This is a genomic window from Streptomyces aurantiaciflavus (genome assembly GCF_049808595.1).
Lineage (GTDB): Bacteria > Actinomycetota > Actinomycetes > Streptomycetales > Streptomycetaceae > Streptomyces.
In genome coordinates, this window is record NZ_JBNCAQ010000039.1 from 78,901 (window position 1) to 94,130 (window position 15,230).

Consider the following 15,230-nt stretch of genomic DNA (forward strand, 5'->3'; position numbering starts at 1 on the left):
CGGGGGAGTACGGTTACGGAGTCTGTCTACGAGAGGGATGATCATGGACGTCGGGCTCAAGCGCGAGCTGGAGGAGAAGGTCCGCTCCGGTGAGCGGCTGACCCGCGAGGACGGCATCGCGCTGTACGAGTCGGACGACCTGGCCTGGCTCGGCGGGCTCGCCCACGAGGTGCGGACGCGGAAGAACGGCGACGTCGTGCACTTCAACGTCAACCGGCACCTCAACATGACCAACGTCTGTACGGCCTCCTGCGCGTACTGCTCCTTCCAGCGCAAGCCGGGCGAGAAGGACGCGTACACGATGCGCATCGAGGAGGCCGTCAAGCTCGCCAAGGCGATGGAGTCGGAGAACCTCACCGAGCTGCACATCGTCAACGGCCTGCACCCGAACCTTCCCTGGCGGTACTACCCGCGCTCCCTGCGCGAGCTGAAGGCCGCCCTGCCGGACGTCTCGCTGAAGGCCTTCACCGCCACCGAGATCCACCACTTCGAGACCATCTCCGGGCTCTCCGCCTCCGAGATCCTCGACGAGCTGATCGACGCCGGTCTGGAGTCGTTGACCGGCGGCGGCGCGGAGATCTTCGACTGGGAGGTCCGGCAGCACATCGTCGACCACCGCACTCACTGGGAGGACTGGTCGCGGATCCACCGGCTGGCGCACGAGAAGGGGCTCAAGACTCCCTGCACCATGCTCTACGGCCACATCGAGGAGCCGCGTCACCGCGTCGACCACGTCCTGCGCCTGCGCGAGCTGCAGGACGAGACGAACGGCTTCCAGGTCTTCATCCCGCTGCGCTACCAGCACGACTTCGTGGACATGAAGGACGGGAAGGTGCGCAACCGCCTCCAGGCGCGCACCCAGATGGCGACCGGCGCCGAGGCCCTCAAGACCTTCGCCGTCTCCCGCCTGCTCTTCGACAACGTCCCGCACGTCAAGGTCTTCTGGGTGATGCACGGCGTCCAGACCGCCCAGCTCGCGCTCCAGCACGGCGCGGACGACATGGACGGCTCGGTCGTCGAGTACAAGATCACGCATGACGCCGACAACTTCGGCACCCCGAACAAGCTGACCCGCGAGGACCTGCTGGACCTGATCCGCGACGCCGGTTTCCGCCCGGTGGAGCGCAATACCCGGTACGAGATCATCCGGGAGTACGACGGTCCCGACCCGGCGCGCAGGGAGTCGCCGCAGCCGATGCGGGTGTGACCCGAAGGGGCTCCGCCCCTTCGCCTCCGCCAGGGGCTCCGCCCCTGGACCCCGGCTGTGCCCCCCCACCGACTCGGTCGGTGGGAAGCGGGGTACTCGGTGGCCGTGAGCCCCCAGACAACCGCCCCCGAGGACCAGTACACCGCCGCACCCTTCGTCCCCGAGCGGCTCGGCCTCGCCGCCCTGCGCCGTGCGGCGGCGGGCTGTCGCGGTTGCCCCCTCCACCGCGACGCCACCCAGACCGTCTTCGGCGCGGGGGCGGCCGACGCCCGGGTCATGCTCGTCGGTGAGCAACCCGGCGACCAGGAGGACCGCCAGGGCAGGCCCTTCGTGGGCCCTGCGGGGAAACTGCTGGACCGGGCGCTCGCCGAGGCCGGCATCGACCCCGGCGAGGCGTACGTCACCAACGCCGTGAAGCATTTCAAGTTCACGCAGGCCGAACCCCGCAAGCGCCGTATCCACAAGGCGCCGACCCTGCGCGAGATGGCGGCGTGCGGGCCGTGGCTCGCCGCCGAGCTGGCGGTCGTCGAGCCCGAGCTGATCGTGGTGCTGGGGGCGACGGCCGGCAAGGCGCTGCTGGGGTCGTCGTTCCGGGTCACCGAGGCGCGCGGGACGGTGCTGGAGCGGGAGATCCACGGCCGCCCCGAGCGGCTGGTGCCGACCGTGCACCCGTCCTCGGTCCTGCGCTCCGACGACCGAGAGGCCGCCTACCAGGGGCTGGTCGCGGACCTGAAGGTGGCGGCACGCGTCCTGGCCCAGCCCGCGTAATGACTACGATGCTCGGGTGCCGCTTACCTTCACTCTCGACCCCGCCGTCACTCCCGCCCTGCGCGACGGCATCCTCGACCTGTGGACGGACGTCACCAACGCGGGCGGCGCCGTCGGCTTCGTGGCCCCGGTGACGCCGGAGGAGGTCCGGCCCGAGGTGGTCAGACATTTCGCACAGATGGTGGAGGGCCGTACCCGCCTCCTCGTCGGCCACGACGAGGCCGGACAGGTCGCCGCGACCGCCTTCCTCACCCTCAACACGCACCGGCTGATGACCCACTGGCTGTGGCTCTACACGGTGATGGTGCATCCCAAGCACCAGGGCAGGGGCTACGGCCGCGACCTGCTGACCGCCGCCGCCGACGCGGCCCGCACCTTCGACGGGATCGAGGCCATACGCCTCTCCTGCCGGGGCGGCCTCGGCCTGGAGCGCTTCTACACCTCCTGCGGCTACCAGGAGGTCGGCCGGATCCCCGGCGCGATCCGCGTGGCCCCGGGCGACGACCGGGACGACATCCACCTGCTGCTGCCCCTGAGGTGACCGCTCGCACCCCCCTGCAAGATCGGCTCTCTGTCGTGCTTCACTGGACGACGGCCCCTTTTGGAATCGGAAGAGTGGATTGAGATGCTCCGCTACACGTTGATGCGCCTCGGTGTCTTCGCAGGCTGCCTCGTGGCCGTCTGGGGGCTCGTCTACTTCGGTGTGGTCCCGCGTGGCCTCGGCTCCTCCAACGGCATGTGGATCGTCCTGCTCGCGCTGGTGATCTCCGCCCCGATCAGCTTCGTGGCGCTGCGCAAGGAGCGCGACCGCGCCTCGGAGACGGTCGTGCGCCGGGTGGACCGGATGAAGGCCAACCTGGAGGCCAACCGTTCCCAGGAGGACGAGGAGACCGACTCCGCCCCGGCCCAGGGCCAGGCGCCGCAGAGCCAGGCCTCGTAGCTCCGTAGCCTCCACCGACTGCGCGGCCCTCGTCGGTCTCGTGGCCTCCTTGGCCTGATCGACTCCGTGGGCTTCTCGTCGAAGTCGCCCGCCACCGGCCCCCAACTACTCTTGCCCCCATGGGTGCCGTGAAGACCAAGCGGATGCCGCGTGCGGTCCGTGAGCAGCAGATGCTGGACGCAGCCGTGGAGATCTTCGGGCGGCGGGGGTACATGGCCGCGTCGATGGACGAGATCGCCGAACTGGCGGGCGTCTCCAAGCCGTTGGTCTACCTCTACCTGAACTCCAAGGAAGACCTCTTCACCGCCTGCATCCGCCGCGAGGCCAAGGCGCTGGTTCAGGCGGTGCGCGCGGGCGTGCGCGCCGACCTGCCCGCCGACCGCCAGCTCTGGGACGGCCTGCTGGCCTTCTTCGCCCACACCGGGCGGCACCCGCACGCCTGGTCCGTGCTGCACCTCCAGGCCCGTACGCACGGCGAGCCCTTCGCCGCCGAGGTCGCCGCGATGCGCGCGGAGATCGTCGCGTTCGTCACCCAGCTGATCGCCGTCGCCGCCCGCGCCGCCCACCGCGACCCCGACCTCCCCGAGCGCGAGGTGGCCGGTCTGGCCGAGGCCCTGGTCGGCGCCGCCGAGTCCCTCGCCGCCTGGGCCAACACCACCGAGGGCGTCACCGCCCGGCAGGCGGCGACGACCCTGATGAACTTCTCCTGGGCGGGACTGGGCAACCTCATGGGCGGCCGGCCCTGGGCGCCACCGGAGGCATCACCCCTGGGGGCATCACCCCTGGAGGCATCGCCTGCGGAACCATCGTCCGTGGAGGTGGCAGCGCCGCAGGCATGAGCCTCACCCGAGGGGATGCACCCGCCCGCTCACATGCACCCGGGAAGCCTCCCCGGCCCCCCGCAGCTCGAACCGGCTGCCGTCCGCCGCGAAGACCACCGTCCCCGGCAGCAGCACCGGCGCCCGGAACTCCACCCGTACCCGGACCGCCTGCGGGGTGCCGTGGGCGGCGAGGCAGCGGGCCGCGGTCCACATGCCGTGGGCTATGGCGCGGGGGAAGCCGAAGAGACGGGCGGTGAGCGGGTACAGGTGGATCGGGTTGCGGTCGCCGGAGGCGGCACCGTAGCGGCGGCCCACGTCGGCGGCGAGCCGCCACTCGTCGAGGACGGGCAGGGGATCCGGCGCGTGCTGCGCGGGAGGTTCGGCCGGGGGCGTCCGCGCTGTGCGGTGCCGTGCCAGGTAGGTGCTGCTCGACTCCCACACCACCTCGCCCCCCTCCCGCAGCTCCGTGACGACGGACGCCTCGGTGCCGCGTCGGTGCGGGGCCAACCGGTCGACGTACACGGTGAGTTCGTAGCTGCCGGTGGCCGGGAGCGGGCGGTGGCGGGCGATGTCGATCGACGTGTGGACGAGGCCGAGGAGGGGCAGCGGGAAGGCCCGGTCGCTCATCAGGCGCATGGCCAGCGGGAAGCCGAGGACGTGCGGATGGGTCAGGGGCAGGCAGTCCTCGCCGGTCGGGAAGCCGCAGATCCGCTCGTACGCGGCCAGCCGGGCCAGGTCGACGCGCACGCCGGGCAGGAGCAGCCGGACGCGCGGGAAGTCGGCGTCCGGGTGCGGGCGTTTGAACGGGGACCACAGGGCGCCCCGGGCGAGGAGCGGGCCAAGAGCGGGTGGGCTCGTCAAGGTCGGCATCACGCCCCCGGCGGGTTCAGGACGGTCATGGACATCACGCCCCCAGCAGGCTCTGACCGCAGACCCGTACGACCTGCCCGTTGACCGCCCCGGAGGCCGGATGGGCGAGCCAGGCCGTGGTCTCGGCCACGTCGACGGGCAGCCCGCCCTGGGCGAGGGAGTTCATACGGCGCCCCGCCTCCCGGATGAACAGGGGCACCGCGGCCGTCATCCTCGTCTCGATGAAGCCCGGCGCGACCGCGTTCACCGTCACCCCGTGCTCGGCGAGGGCGCGCGGCGCGAGGGCGCGGACCAGCCCGGCGACGCCCGCCTTGCTCGCGCCGTAGTTCGTCTGTCCCGCGTTGCCCGCCAGCCCGGCGATGGAGGCGGTCGCCACGATCCGCCCGCCCGGCCGCAGGGTGCCCTTGGCGAGCAGCGCGTCGGTGGTGCGCAGCACGCTCGCGAGATTGACGTCGAGGACGGAACTCCAGCGCTCGGCGGGCATGTTGACCAGTCGGCGGTCCCGGGTGACGCCGGCGTTGTGGACCAGCACGTCCAGTCCGTTCGGGAGTTCGGCGGCGATGCGTTCGCCCGCGTCGGCGGCCGTGATGTCGAGGGCGAGGGGCGTGCCGCCGAGCCGTTCGGCGACCCTGCGGGCGTCGTCCTCGGCCTGCGGTACGTCGAGGACGACGACCCGGGCGCCGTCCCGGGCCAGCGTTTCGGCGACCGCCTCGCCGATGCCCCGGGCGGCGCCGGTGACGAGGGCGGTGCGGCCGGCGAGGGGACGGTCGCGGTCGGCGGGTTCCCCGGCGCGTCCCGCGCCCACCCCGATCACCTGTCCGCTGACGTAGGCCGACTTGGGCGAGAGCAGGAAGCGCAGGGTGGACTCGGCGGCGGCCGCGTCGGTCAGCCGGACCAGGTTCACCGTCCTGCCCCGGCCGATCTCCTTGCCCAGGGAGCGCGTGAAGCCTTCCAGTGCCTGCTGTACGGCGGCCTGGTGGTGGTCCTCGGGATCGAGCGGCGCGCCCAGCACCACGATCCGCCCGGACGCCGCGATCGACCGCACGACCGGGTGCAGGGCCGCGTGCACCTCGGCGAGTGTGTCGACGTCGCGGACACCGGTGGCGTCGAGGACGACGGCGGCGGGACGGCCGGTGCCCAGGGGGAGTCCCGTTCGGGTCAGGACGGGCGCGAGGTCGAGGGCGGAGGAGCCGGCCGTGAGGTGCAGCAGGTCGCCGTCGAGGGAGGGGTGTGCGGGGGACCAGCGCCTGAGTGCCGCCGGTTGCGGGAGGCCCAGCCGCCGGGTGAGGAAGCGGCCGGGTGCGGTGGCGGTGAAGCTCAGATAGCGGTCGGCCACGTCCAACTCCTAGCGGTTCCGGTAGCTGTGCCACGTTCTTACTCTGGAGTAAGGTTACCGGCGGTAAGCCTACGTCAAAGGTGAGGAGCAGGTCGAGATGAGCCCCGTGAAACGGCCGGAGGTCCGGCGCGTCGCGATCATCGGCGGCAGCCGCGTGCCGTTCGCCCGCTCCGACGGCCCGTACGCCACCGCCTCCAACCAGGAGATGCTCACGGCGGCCGTGGACGGCCTCGCGGTCCGCTACGGGCTCGACGTCCCCGGCGTCGTGGGCGAACTGGTCGCCGGCGCCGTCCTCAAGCACAGCCGCGACTTCAACCTCGCCCGCGAGACCGTCCTCGGCTCGAAACTGGACGCACGCACCCCGGCGTACGACATCCAGCAGGCCTGCGGGACCGGGCTGCAGGCCGTCGTCGCCGCCGCCAACAAGATCGCCCTCGGCCAGACCGAGTCGGCGGTCGCGGGCGGCGCCGACACCGCCAGCGACGCCCCGCTGGGCGTGAACGACCGCCTGCGCCGCATCCTCCTCGAAGCCCGCCGCGCCGGGTCGACGGGCGCCCGCCTCAAGGCCCTGGCGAAGATCAGACCCACCCATCTCGTCCCCGACATCCCGCGCAACGCCGAGCCGCGCACCGGCCTGTCGATGGGCGAGCACGCGGCGGTCACCGCCCGTGTGTGGGGCATCGGCCGCGAGGCCCAGGACGAACTGGCGGCGGCCAGCCACCAGCGGCTGGCGGCCGCCTACGAGCGCGGCTTCTTCCAGGACCTGGTCGTCCCCTTCCGCGGCCTCGACCGCGACCAGAACCTGCGCCCCGACTCGACGGCGGACAAACTCGCGCGGCTCAAGCCGGTGTTCGGCCTCGACGCCCCCGACCCTACGATGACCGCGGGCAACTCGACCCCGCTGACGGACGGCGCGGCCGTGGTGCTCCTGGCCTCGGAGGAGTGGGCCGACGCGCGCGGCCTGGAGCCGCTCGCCTACCTGACCGCGTACGAGACGGCCGCCGTGGACTTCGTGCGCGGTGACGTCGCCGGTGGCGAGGACGGACTGCTGATGGCGCCCGCGTACGCCGTGCCGCGCATGCTGGAGCGCGCCGGTCTCCTCGTCGACGACTTCGACCTGGTCGAGATCCACGAGGCGTTCGCCTCCCAGGTGCTGGCCACACTGGCGGCCTGGGAGAAGCGCGGCTTGGCGCCGGTCGACCGGGACCGCCTGAACGTGGCGGGTTCCTCCCTCGCGACCGGCCACCCCTTCGCGGCGACCGGCGCCCGCATCGTGGCCACCCTCGCCAAGCTGCTCGCCGAACGCGAGGGCCCCGCGCGCGGCCTGATCTCGATCTGCGCGGCGGGCGGCCAGGGAGTGACAGCGGTTCTCGAACGGGCCTGAGCCCACCCGGGTCCGGCGCCGGCGAAGGTCAGCGCCGGCCGGGACGCCTGCTGAGGAACAACGCCACCAGACCGACGAACATCAGCAGCGGGACCGCGGCGACGGCGACGGAGCCGGCGTCCACCACCCGCTGCTGGAGAGCCGGCAGGTGCGCCATGGAGAAGACGCCCGTGCACACGCACCACACCCCGAACAGCCGGGGCCGGCCGACGTACGTGAACCGGGACGGTGCCCGACCGGTGAGGACCGACACGCACCCCGCCAGAACGAGCACGCACCCCAGCGCGAAGGCGGTGTAATCCACGATCTTGTGCACGCCCGTACCCCTCTTCCTCACCCTGCCGTGAAGGGAGTGTGCGACCCGAACCCGTCAAGACAGGGCAACGCCCGATCAAAATCGGCACGCCGCTGACCTGGGAACGGGCGCGCGGCAACGAACTTGAACGCCCCTCACATAACCCCCGAGGTTGCACAGCCCCGACCCCAGACCATCCCCGAAAACGCACATACCCCCCACGACAACGCCGTACGATCTCCCACCTAACCGGTGGTAACCCCTTTCTTCGGGGTCAACCGGTGAACGCCTCGACATGCGAGGCACGTACCTCTATGCAGCAAGCAGTTCCTCCAGCTGCACGCCCAGGGAGCCGCCCGTGTCCACGTACTCCACCTCCGCAGACTTCGACGCTCCCCCCGCCCTCGTGGAACCCGAGACGCGCCGGCTGGACGGCGCCGTACGGGAGGCGTCCGTACCGGCGTTCGCCCGACCGGTGACGTACGGGTCGCTCGCCGACCTGCCCTTCGAGAACGCGGACACGGCACCGGACGCGGTCGTGCTCAGCCGCAAGGGTCAGGACGGCACCTGGACGGACGTGACGGCGGAACGATTCGCCGCCCAAGTGCACGCCGTGGCCAAGGGGTTGGTAGCCGAGGGCCTGATGCCGGGCGACCGGATCGCCATCATGGCCCGGACGACCTACGAGTGGACGCTGCTCGACTTCGCCGCCTGGGCGGCCGGCCTGGTCACCGTCCCCGTCTACCCCACCTCCTCCGTCTTCCAGACCCGCTGGATCCTCCAGGACTCCGGCGCGGTCGCCCTGGTCACCGAGACGGTCGGACAGGCGGCGGCCATCGGCCCCGAGCGCGACCGGCTGCCCGACCTGCGGCACATGTGGGTGATGGAGAAGGGCCACGTGGAGCGCCTCGCCGAACTGGGCGAGCACACCCCCGACGCCGAAGTCGACATCCGCCGGGGAATGCTGGTCCCCGACACCCTCGCCACACTCATCTACACCTCCGGCACCACCGGCCGCCCCAAGGGCTGCGCCCTCACCCACGGCAACTTCTTCGCCGAGGTCGACAACGCGATCGAACTCCTCTACCCGATCTTCAAGTCGACCACCGAGGACCTCTCCGTCCTCCTCTTCCTCCCCATGTCCCACGTCTTCGGCCGGATGGTCGCCATCGCCTGCGTCCGCGCCCGCGTCCGCCTGGGCCACGCCCCGAGCCTCAAGGCCGACGAGCTCCTCCCGGACCTGGCCGCGTTCAGACCCACCTGCCTCCTGGCGATCCCCTACATGCTCGAAAAGATCTTCAACACGGCCCGGGCGAAGGCGGAGGCGGGCGGCAGGCTCAGCTCCTTCGACCGCGCCGTGAACACGGCCATCCGCTACGGCGAGGCCGTCGAGGCCCAGAAGACCGGCAGCGGCCACGGCCCCGGCGCCACCCTCCGCGCCGCCCGCACCTTCTACGACCCGCTGGTCTACCGCCGTATCCGCAACGCCATGGGCGGCCGCGTCCGCCACGCGATCTGCGGCGGCTCCCCCCTGGGCCGCCGCCTCGCCGCCTTCTACCTCGGCGCCGGCATCGAGATCTACGAGGGCTACGGCCTGACGGAGACGACGGGCGCGTCGACGGTGACACCACCGCTCAAGCCCCGTCTGGGCACGGTGGGCTGGCCCCTCCCCGGCACGAAGATCCGCATAGCGGCCGACGGCGAGATCCTCGTCGCCGGCGACCACGTCCTGCGCGGCTACTGGGACCCGGCGGCCGGAGGAGTGGTCCCGGCGGCCCCCGACGGCTGGCTGGCCACCGGCGACATCGGCGAACTGGACGACGAGGGCTACCTGACCATCACCGGCCGCAAGAAGGAAATGATCATCACGGCGGGCGGCAAGAGCGTGGCCCCCGCCCCCCTGGAGAACTGGCTGCGCTCCCACCCCCTGATCTCCCAGTGCCTGGTCCTCGGCGACGGCCGCCCCTACGTCTCCGCCCTCATCACCCTCGACCCCGACGGCCTGACCCACTGGCGCCAGATGAACGGCAAGCACCCGGTACCGCCGAAGCTGCTGATCGACGACGAGGAACTCAACGCCGTCCTCCAACGAGCGGTCGACGAGGCCAACAAACTGGTCTCCCGCCCCGAGTCCATCCGCCGCTTCGCCGTCCTCCCCCGGGACTTCTCCGAAACGGAGGGCCACCTCACCCCGTCCATGAAGCTGCGCCGCGAGGCGATCATGCGGGACTTCGCGGACGCGGTGGAGAGCCTGTATCCGCGGTAATGCGTTCGCGCACCGCCCGCCCGGCCGGGGAGGATGCCGTCCGTGAACGGCATCGACTTCTTCCACTACCCGTGGGCCGAGAACCCGTCGTCACCGCTCTGGGGCATCCGGGTCGACGGCACGGACCTGCGCGAGTACGCGGCGGAGGCGACGCGTGACTTGTGGCGGGCTCAGCTGGAGGGGGAGTTCGAGGAGCCCGAGATCGAGGAGCACGTCCGGAACCAGCACGACGGCCTCGGCGTACCGGACTTCGCCGACCGTCCCGACCACTTCCTCACCGCGGCCGACAGCGCCCCGCTCCTCGGCTGTCCCTGCGGCATCTGGGGCTGCTGGCCCCTCATGGCCCGGATCACGGCATCCCCCACGACGGTCACCTGGTCGTCCTTCCGCCAACCCCACCGCAAGCAGTGGGGCGAGCTGCGGATCGGCCCGTTCACCTTCGAACGGGGGGCGTTCGAGGTGGCGCTGACGGCACCGGCGGTGCTGGGGGAGGACCCGTGGAGGGGGGCCTGACCCGGTTTGGGCTTCAGCGGTTGGCGGAGTCCGAGAACGGGCCTGCCTTAAATCGTTGGTGTGGGACCTGGTGGCCCTTGTAACTTGGCATCGCGACCGCGCCTGACGATGCGCCCGGCTGCGGCTACTTCCCTCTGACAACCAAGTGACGCCGCCGCCCCTTTTGATCTCGGCAGGCGCGGGCGTCTTCGCCCCGTCGGACCTGTTGCCCGGGGCCGCCCAAGTTTTCTTTGAATCCGGGGGGATTCGCTGCCTCGTCACACCCCACGCGTCTCCAAGATCTGGCCCGAGATGCTCGTGGCCCCGCACGTCTCGGCGGCCGCCCGCTCCCTGCCCTCACCACGGCCCCATCACGGGCCTGCCACGCCGGACTTCCGCACCTACGAGGGCGGCCCGGCTTTCGTCAGGGAGCCCCGCGAAGAGCTCTTCCTCCTGGCGGTCGGCAACTTCGTCTCCCAGCGGACCTTCTACGAGAGCGGTGAGGAGCGGGACGACCGGTACGCCCGTCTCGTCGGTGAACTCGCCGTCCAGGACCCCGTGTGGACGGCCGGCCTGCTGCGCTGGCTGCGCGGCGAGGGCAACATGCGCACGGCGTCCCTGGTGGGCGCCGCCGCGTACGTGCGGGCCCGGCTCGAGGCCGGAGCGTCCGAAGGCCCGTCCAACCGGTCCGTGATCGACTCGGTGCTCCAGCGCGCCGACGAGCCCGGCGAGCTGCTCGCCCACTGGATCTCGGCGTACGGGCGGACCGTGCCGCAACCCGTGAAGCGGGGCATCGCCGACGGCGTACGGCGGCTGTACACGTCCCGGTCCCTGCTCAAGTACGACACCGCGTCCAAGGGCTTCCGCTTCGGCGACGTGCTCAACCTGGTGCACGCCTCCCCCGACCCGGACAAGCCCTGGCAGGGCGCGCTCTTCCGGTACGCCCTGGACCGCCGCCACCACCCGGAGCAGGCGGTACCGCCGGCCTCCGACCATCTGCTGACCGCCCATCGGGCGCTGATGGAGTCGGCTGCGGACGAGCGGCGGGCGGTGGTGACCGGGCCGGGCGGCCCCGAGCGGCTGGCCGAGGCCGGCATGACGTGGGAGGCCCTGGCGGGCTGGCTGCACGGACCGATGGACGCCGCCGTCTGGGAAGCCGTGATCCCCACGATGGGGCCGATGGCGCTCCTGCGGAACCTGCGGAACTTCGACGAGGCGGGGGTCTCGGACGAAGTCGCGGCCCGGGTCGCCGCACGGCTCTCCGACGCCTCCGAGGTGGCCCGGTCCCGGCAGTTCCCCTTCCGCTACCTGGCCGCCCACCAGCACGCGCCGTCGCAGCGCTGGGCGGCCGCGCTCGAACGGGCACTGGGCCACTCCCTGGCCAATGTTCCGCCCCTGCCCGGCCGGACTCTGATCCTGGTGGACCGGTCCGACTCCATGTTCTGGGACACCGTCTCCGAGCGGTCCAAGCTGACGCGGGCGGACGCGGCGGCCGTGTTCGGCACCGCGCTGGCCATGCGTGCCGCGCAGGCGGATCTCGTGGAGTTCGGCTGGAACAGCGCACAGGTGCCGTTCGAGCCGGGCGAGCCGGTGCTCGAGGTGCTGAAACGGTTCCACAGTCTCGGAGGCACCCAGACCACGAAGGCGGTGCGGACCCATTACCGGGCGCACGACCGGGTCCTGATCGTCACCGACGAGCAGGCGGCCCCCTACGGCCCCGACGGCCCCGGCAGGCCGACCGAACCGGTCCCGGCCGACGTCCCGGTCTACACGTGGAACCTGGCGGGGTACCGGCCCGCCCACGGTCCCACCGGCCCCCACCGGCACACCTTCGGCGGCCTCACGGACGCCTCGTTCCGCATGGTCGGCCTCATCGAGGCCGGCCGCGAGGCCACTTGGCCATGGACCGCTGAGTCGGCCTGATCCGAAGGACACGGCCTAAGTGGTCGCACTGGTAAGTCCTTCAGGGGTGCTCATGCTGCCAGCGCAACGGAGGCTTCTTCTTGGTGATCGGCGGTGTACCGGTCGAGCCTGGCGAGCAGATCGTCCAGGTCGGAGGTGGTGAACTTCCACTGGAACGGCTGTGCCGTGGCGTTGTAGCGGTCTTCGAACGCTCGGAGCCGGTCCTCGACTTCGGTCAGGTCGGTGAAGTCGTTGGGTGAGACGACCTTGCGCTGCACGACGGAGAAGTAGATCTCTACCTGGTTCAGCCAGGAGGCGTGCACTGGGGTGTGGACCAGCACCGCGTTCGGGAACGCGGCGGTCTGCCGGTCGGCGGCCTTCTTCCCACGGTGGGAGGAGCCGTTGTCCACGATCCAGAACACGCGCTTGGCACTGGCATAGGGCTCCTGGTTCATGACCCGGGTGACCAGGGCCATGAACGGGTCGATGCCGGTCCTGGGCTCAGTGCGGCCGAACACTGTCGCGTGGTGAACGTCGTAGGCGACCAGGTAGGACAGTGCGCCGCCGCGGCCATAGGTGTGGTTGACGCGCATCGCGCGGGCCTGGCCGGGGGCGAGGGTGGGGTGGCAGCGGCAGCGGGCCTGGATGGAGGTCTTCTCGTCGGCGCTGATGACGAACTCGTCCGCGCCGAGGGGTTCGCCGTTCCAGGTGCGGGCGTACAGGTCCAGAACGCGCTCGGCCTTGGGACGGAAGTCGGGGTCGGTGACAAAGATCCAAGAGCGGTGCTGCCAGGGCTTGAGTGCGTCCCGCGCGAGCCAGCGGCGCACGGTGGAGGCCGACAAGGAGGGCGCGATGCCGCGCTTTACGGCCTCGCGGGCCAGTTCGGGGGTGGTCCAGCGGGACAGTGGCGCGCCGGTCTCGGCGGGCAGCTGGCAGGCGAGGGCCTTGACCTGGGTAGCCTGCAGCGAGGTGAAGGTGGGCGGGCGTCCGGTGCGCTTACGGTCGGCCAAGCCGGGCATGCCCTGCTCAGCGAAGCGGCTCCGCCAAGTGCGCACGGTGTCTACGTGCACACCAACCCGCTCGGCTATCCGCGCGTTCGGCAGCCCGCGGGCCGCGTGCAGCACGATCTGTGCGCGCACCCGCAGCCGGTGCTCGGTCTTGTGGCCCCTGGCTGCCTTCTTCAACCGGTGCAGCTCGGTATCGGTCGGGGATATCGGGCGGGCGGTGGCAACGGGCATGGCAGGCAAGCCGATTTCCGGAGCCGCCCAGTCAACCTCGCAGGTCAGACAGGTCCTGGTCGCTGAGACTGAGATCGTTCGCGGCGAGGTTCTCCTCTAGGTGATCGAGTGAACCAGTGCCCGGAATCGCCAGCAGCGAGGGCGAGGTCGCCAGCAGCGAGGCGAGGTGCACCTGCGTGGCGGTCGCGCCCAGGCGAACTGCCACCTTGTCCAGCCGTTCGGTGTCCAGCGGACTGACACCACCGCCGAGCGGAAAGTACGGCACGTACGCGATACCCGCTTCCTCGCATTCCGCCAGCAGCCCCATGTCACCTGTGTGACGGTTCTGCACCGCCGCGACAGGCGCGATCTCCCGGGCCTCGGCGAACTGGAAGGCGTCGACGTTACTGACGCCCAGGTGCCGGATCAGCCCCTCCGCGCGGAGCTCGGCCAGCACCGCGAAGCGTTCGGCGATCGCCTCGCCGCCTGGCCCGGTCATCCCGCCCACCCGCAGATAGACCAGGTCGAGCCGGTCCAGCCCAAGAGAGCGCAGGTCCGCCTCGACCAAGCCGCGCAGCTGATCAGGCGTCGCCTGCCCACTGGGCACACCGTCTGGCGTGGGCAGTGGCCCGACCTTCGTCGCGATCACCAGATCGTCACGGTACGGGGACAGCGCCCTACGGATAAGCTCGTTGGCCCGCACCGTACCCCTGCGGTAGAAGTCGGCCGTGTCGATGTGGTTCACGCCCAGTTCCACGGAGCGCCTGAGCACCGCGATGCCGTTCTCAGGATCTCGTGGCGGGCCGTCAAAGGTGTTTGCTGCCAGGCGCATCGCGCCGAAGCCGAGCCGGTTGATGGTCAGGTCCCCGCCGAGGGAGAAGGTCTTGATCGTCATAAGGCTTATGGTGTCCACCGCCATGACGTCCCTGCGAGCTTGTGGCAGCTTGCTGCCAGACTTGAGGTATGCGGAACGAGCAGGTGTTCTCCGTCCGAGGGGACACAGAGCTGATCGAGCGTGCCGGCCATCTCTTCGAGTCCGCGCAGGCCGAGTTCCTGTGCGCCGCCCGAGACCTCAAGACCTTCTCGCAGCCACAGGCCAGGGCCGCGATCCGCAACCGGATGCGCGCTGCGCACTCCCCGGACTTCATCCCTCGCAAGCTGCTCAGCCCGGTCGCGCTCGCTGACGAGGAGGCCCGCGCGCATCTACGGCTGGTGCAGAACAAAGGAGCTCTCGTCCGGATCAGCGGCTCGCGACTGCCGCACGAGACCATCATCATCGACCGGCGGGTGATGATCCTCGCCGGCGCAGAGACCCCTACCGGCCGCGAATACACCGTGACGACGTCGCAGATCCTGGTCGACGGCGTCCACTCGCTGTTCCAAGCGATCTGGGACACCGCCGTCGGTCCCGACACGTATCTGCGGAAGAACATCCCCCACCTCGATGCTGACGGCCGCGTGATCCTCAAAGCCCTCGGTTCGGGACTCACCGACGAATCAGCCGCCAAACAGCTCGGCCTTTCGCTACGCACCTACCGGCGGCGCGTGGCCGAACTGATGGTCAAGCTAGAGGCCAACTCCCGCTTCCAGGCCGGGCTGCGCGCGGGTGAGCTGGGGCTACCCCGCTGAGACCATAGTCATCACACCCCTGCAGGGTCTGTACACCTGAGCACCTCGGTATACGTAAACAACCGTCGCGTCAACCCCCGAATAACTTCCGGAGCCGACCACT

The 15,230-nt window shown here is 71.0% G+C and carries 15 protein-coding genes; 10 read left to right on the top strand and 5 right to left on the bottom strand.

Features of this window, described 5'->3' with window-relative positions:
- Positions 1–43 precede the first annotated feature (43 nt).
- From mqnE to ACPT94_RS34995, 5 genes are all read left to right on the top strand, one after another.
- Positions 44–1,207, top strand: a complete 1,164-nt coding sequence (mqnE, locus tag ACPT94_RS34975; protein ID WP_360338425.1) for an aminofutalosine synthase MqnE — start codon at positions 44–46, stop codon at positions 1,205–1,207.
- Between the two features lie 105 nt (positions 1,208–1,312).
- The gene (locus ACPT94_RS34980) at positions 1,313–1,975 is read left to right on the top strand and encodes a UdgX family uracil-DNA binding protein (protein ID WP_360338428.1); all 663 of its coding nucleotides are present in this window, start codon (positions 1,313–1,315) and stop codon (positions 1,973–1,975) included.
- 16 nt (positions 1,976–1,991) lie between these two features.
- Positions 1,992–2,516 (top strand): GNAT family N-acetyltransferase, encoded by a 525-nt coding sequence (locus ACPT94_RS34985; RefSeq protein ID WP_425247699.1) that lies wholly within the window; start codon positions 1,992–1,994, stop codon positions 2,514–2,516.
- Between the two features lie 84 nt (positions 2,517–2,600).
- A complete protein-coding gene (locus ACPT94_RS34990; RefSeq protein WP_360338434.1) occupies positions 2,601–2,915 on the top strand; it encodes a DUF4229 domain-containing protein in 315 nt (104 codons plus the stop codon).
- A 119-nt stretch (positions 2,916–3,034) separates the two neighbouring features.
- On the top strand, positions 3,035–3,754 hold the full coding sequence (locus tag ACPT94_RS34995) for a TetR/AcrR family transcriptional regulator (RefSeq protein WP_360338437.1): 720 nt from the start codon (positions 3,035–3,037) through the stop codon (positions 3,752–3,754).
- A 3-nt stretch (positions 3,755–3,757) separates the two neighbouring features.
- On the opposite strand, the gene ACPT94_RS35000 is transcribed toward ACPT94_RS34995, so the two are convergent.
- A complete protein-coding gene (locus ACPT94_RS35000) occupies positions 3,758–4,606 on the bottom strand; it encodes a MaoC family dehydratase (protein WP_360338440.1) in 849 nt (282 codons plus the stop codon).
- A 34-nt stretch (positions 4,607–4,640) separates the two neighbouring features.
- Positions 4,641–5,942, bottom strand: coding sequence for a 3-oxoacyl-ACP reductase (locus ACPT94_RS35005; protein ID WP_360338443.1), 1,302 nt, complete (start codon positions 5,940–5,942; stop codon positions 4,641–4,643).
- 97 nt (positions 5,943–6,039) lie between these two features.
- Here ACPT94_RS35005 and ACPT94_RS35010 point away from each other — a divergent pair, with 97 nt between their 5' ends.
- Complete coding sequence (locus ACPT94_RS35010) at positions 6,040–7,326, top strand: acetyl-CoA C-acetyltransferase (protein ID WP_360338446.1); 1,287 nt, start codon at positions 6,040–6,042, stop codon at positions 7,324–7,326.
- A 28-nt stretch (positions 7,327–7,354) separates the two neighbouring features.
- On the opposite strand, the gene ACPT94_RS35015 is transcribed toward ACPT94_RS35010, so the two are convergent.
- On the bottom strand, positions 7,355–7,642 hold the full coding sequence (locus tag ACPT94_RS35015; protein ID WP_360338449.1) for a hypothetical protein: 288 nt from the start codon (positions 7,640–7,642) through the stop codon (positions 7,355–7,357).
- Positions 7,643–7,979: 337 nt separating this feature from the next.
- Here ACPT94_RS35015 and ACPT94_RS35020 point away from each other — a divergent pair, with 337 nt between their 5' ends.
- The 3 genes from ACPT94_RS35020 (at position 7,980) to ACPT94_RS35030 (ending at position 12,302) form a co-directional block, all read left to right on the top strand.
- Positions 7,980–9,887, top strand: a complete 1,908-nt coding sequence (locus ACPT94_RS35020) for an AMP-dependent synthetase/ligase (RefSeq protein ID WP_425247700.1) — start codon at positions 7,980–7,982, stop codon at positions 9,885–9,887.
- 42 nt (positions 9,888–9,929) lie between these two features.
- A complete protein-coding gene (locus tag ACPT94_RS35025) occupies positions 9,930–10,400 on the top strand; it encodes a hypothetical protein (protein WP_425247701.1) in 471 nt (156 codons plus the stop codon).
- 291 nt (positions 10,401–10,691) lie between these two features.
- The gene (locus ACPT94_RS35030) at positions 10,692–12,302 is read left to right on the top strand and encodes a TROVE domain-containing protein (protein ID WP_425247702.1); all 1,611 of its coding nucleotides are present in this window, start codon (positions 10,692–10,694) and stop codon (positions 12,300–12,302) included.
- A gap of 50 nt (positions 12,303–12,352) precedes the next feature.
- On the opposite strand, the gene ACPT94_RS35035 is transcribed toward ACPT94_RS35030, so the two are convergent.
- Positions 12,353–13,519, bottom strand: a complete 1,167-nt coding sequence (locus ACPT94_RS35035; protein WP_425247161.1) for an IS630 family transposase — start codon at positions 13,517–13,519, stop codon at positions 12,353–12,355.
- A gap of 31 nt (positions 13,520–13,550) precedes the next feature.
- Complete coding sequence (locus tag ACPT94_RS35040; RefSeq protein ID WP_360348910.1) at positions 13,551–14,393, bottom strand: oxidoreductase; 843 nt, start codon at positions 14,391–14,393, stop codon at positions 13,551–13,553.
- A 68-nt stretch (positions 14,394–14,461) separates the two neighbouring features.
- Between ACPT94_RS35040 and ACPT94_RS35045 the strand changes: the two genes are divergently transcribed.
- Positions 14,462–15,127, top strand: coding sequence for a DNA-binding response regulator (locus ACPT94_RS35045; RefSeq protein ID WP_425247160.1), 666 nt, complete (start codon positions 14,462–14,464; stop codon positions 15,125–15,127).
- Positions 15,128–15,230 lie beyond the last annotated feature (103 nt).

Coding starts and splice junctions, on each gene's coding strand:
- ACPT94_RS35030 (WP_425247702.1), top strand. CDS start 10,692: ATGCTCGTGGCCCCGCACGTCTCGGCGGCCGCCCGCTCCCTGCCCTCA.
- ACPT94_RS34995 (WP_360338437.1), top strand. CDS start 3,035: ATGGGTGCCGTGAAGACCAAGCGGATGCCGCGTGCGGTCCGTGAGCAG.
- mqnE (WP_360338425.1), top strand. CDS start 44: ATGGACGTCGGGCTCAAGCGCGAGCTGGAGGAGAAGGTCCGCTCCGGT.
- ACPT94_RS35040 (WP_360348910.1), bottom strand. CDS start 14,393: ATGACGATCAAGACCTTCTCCCTCGGCGGGGACCTGACCATCAACCGG.
- ACPT94_RS35045 (WP_425247160.1), top strand. CDS start 14,462: ATGCGGAACGAGCAGGTGTTCTCCGTCCGAGGGGACACAGAGCTGATC.
- ACPT94_RS34990 (WP_360338434.1), top strand. CDS start 2,601: ATGCTCCGCTACACGTTGATGCGCCTCGGTGTCTTCGCAGGCTGCCTC.
- ACPT94_RS35035 (WP_425247161.1), bottom strand. CDS start 13,519: ATGCCCGTTGCCACCGCCCGCCCGATATCCCCGACCGATACCGAGCTG.
- ACPT94_RS35010 (WP_360338446.1), top strand. CDS start 6,040: ATGAGCCCCGTGAAACGGCCGGAGGTCCGGCGCGTCGCGATCATCGGC.
- ACPT94_RS35000 (WP_360338440.1), bottom strand. CDS start 4,606: ATGCCGACCTTGACGAGCCCACCCGCTCTTGGCCCGCTCCTCGCCCGG.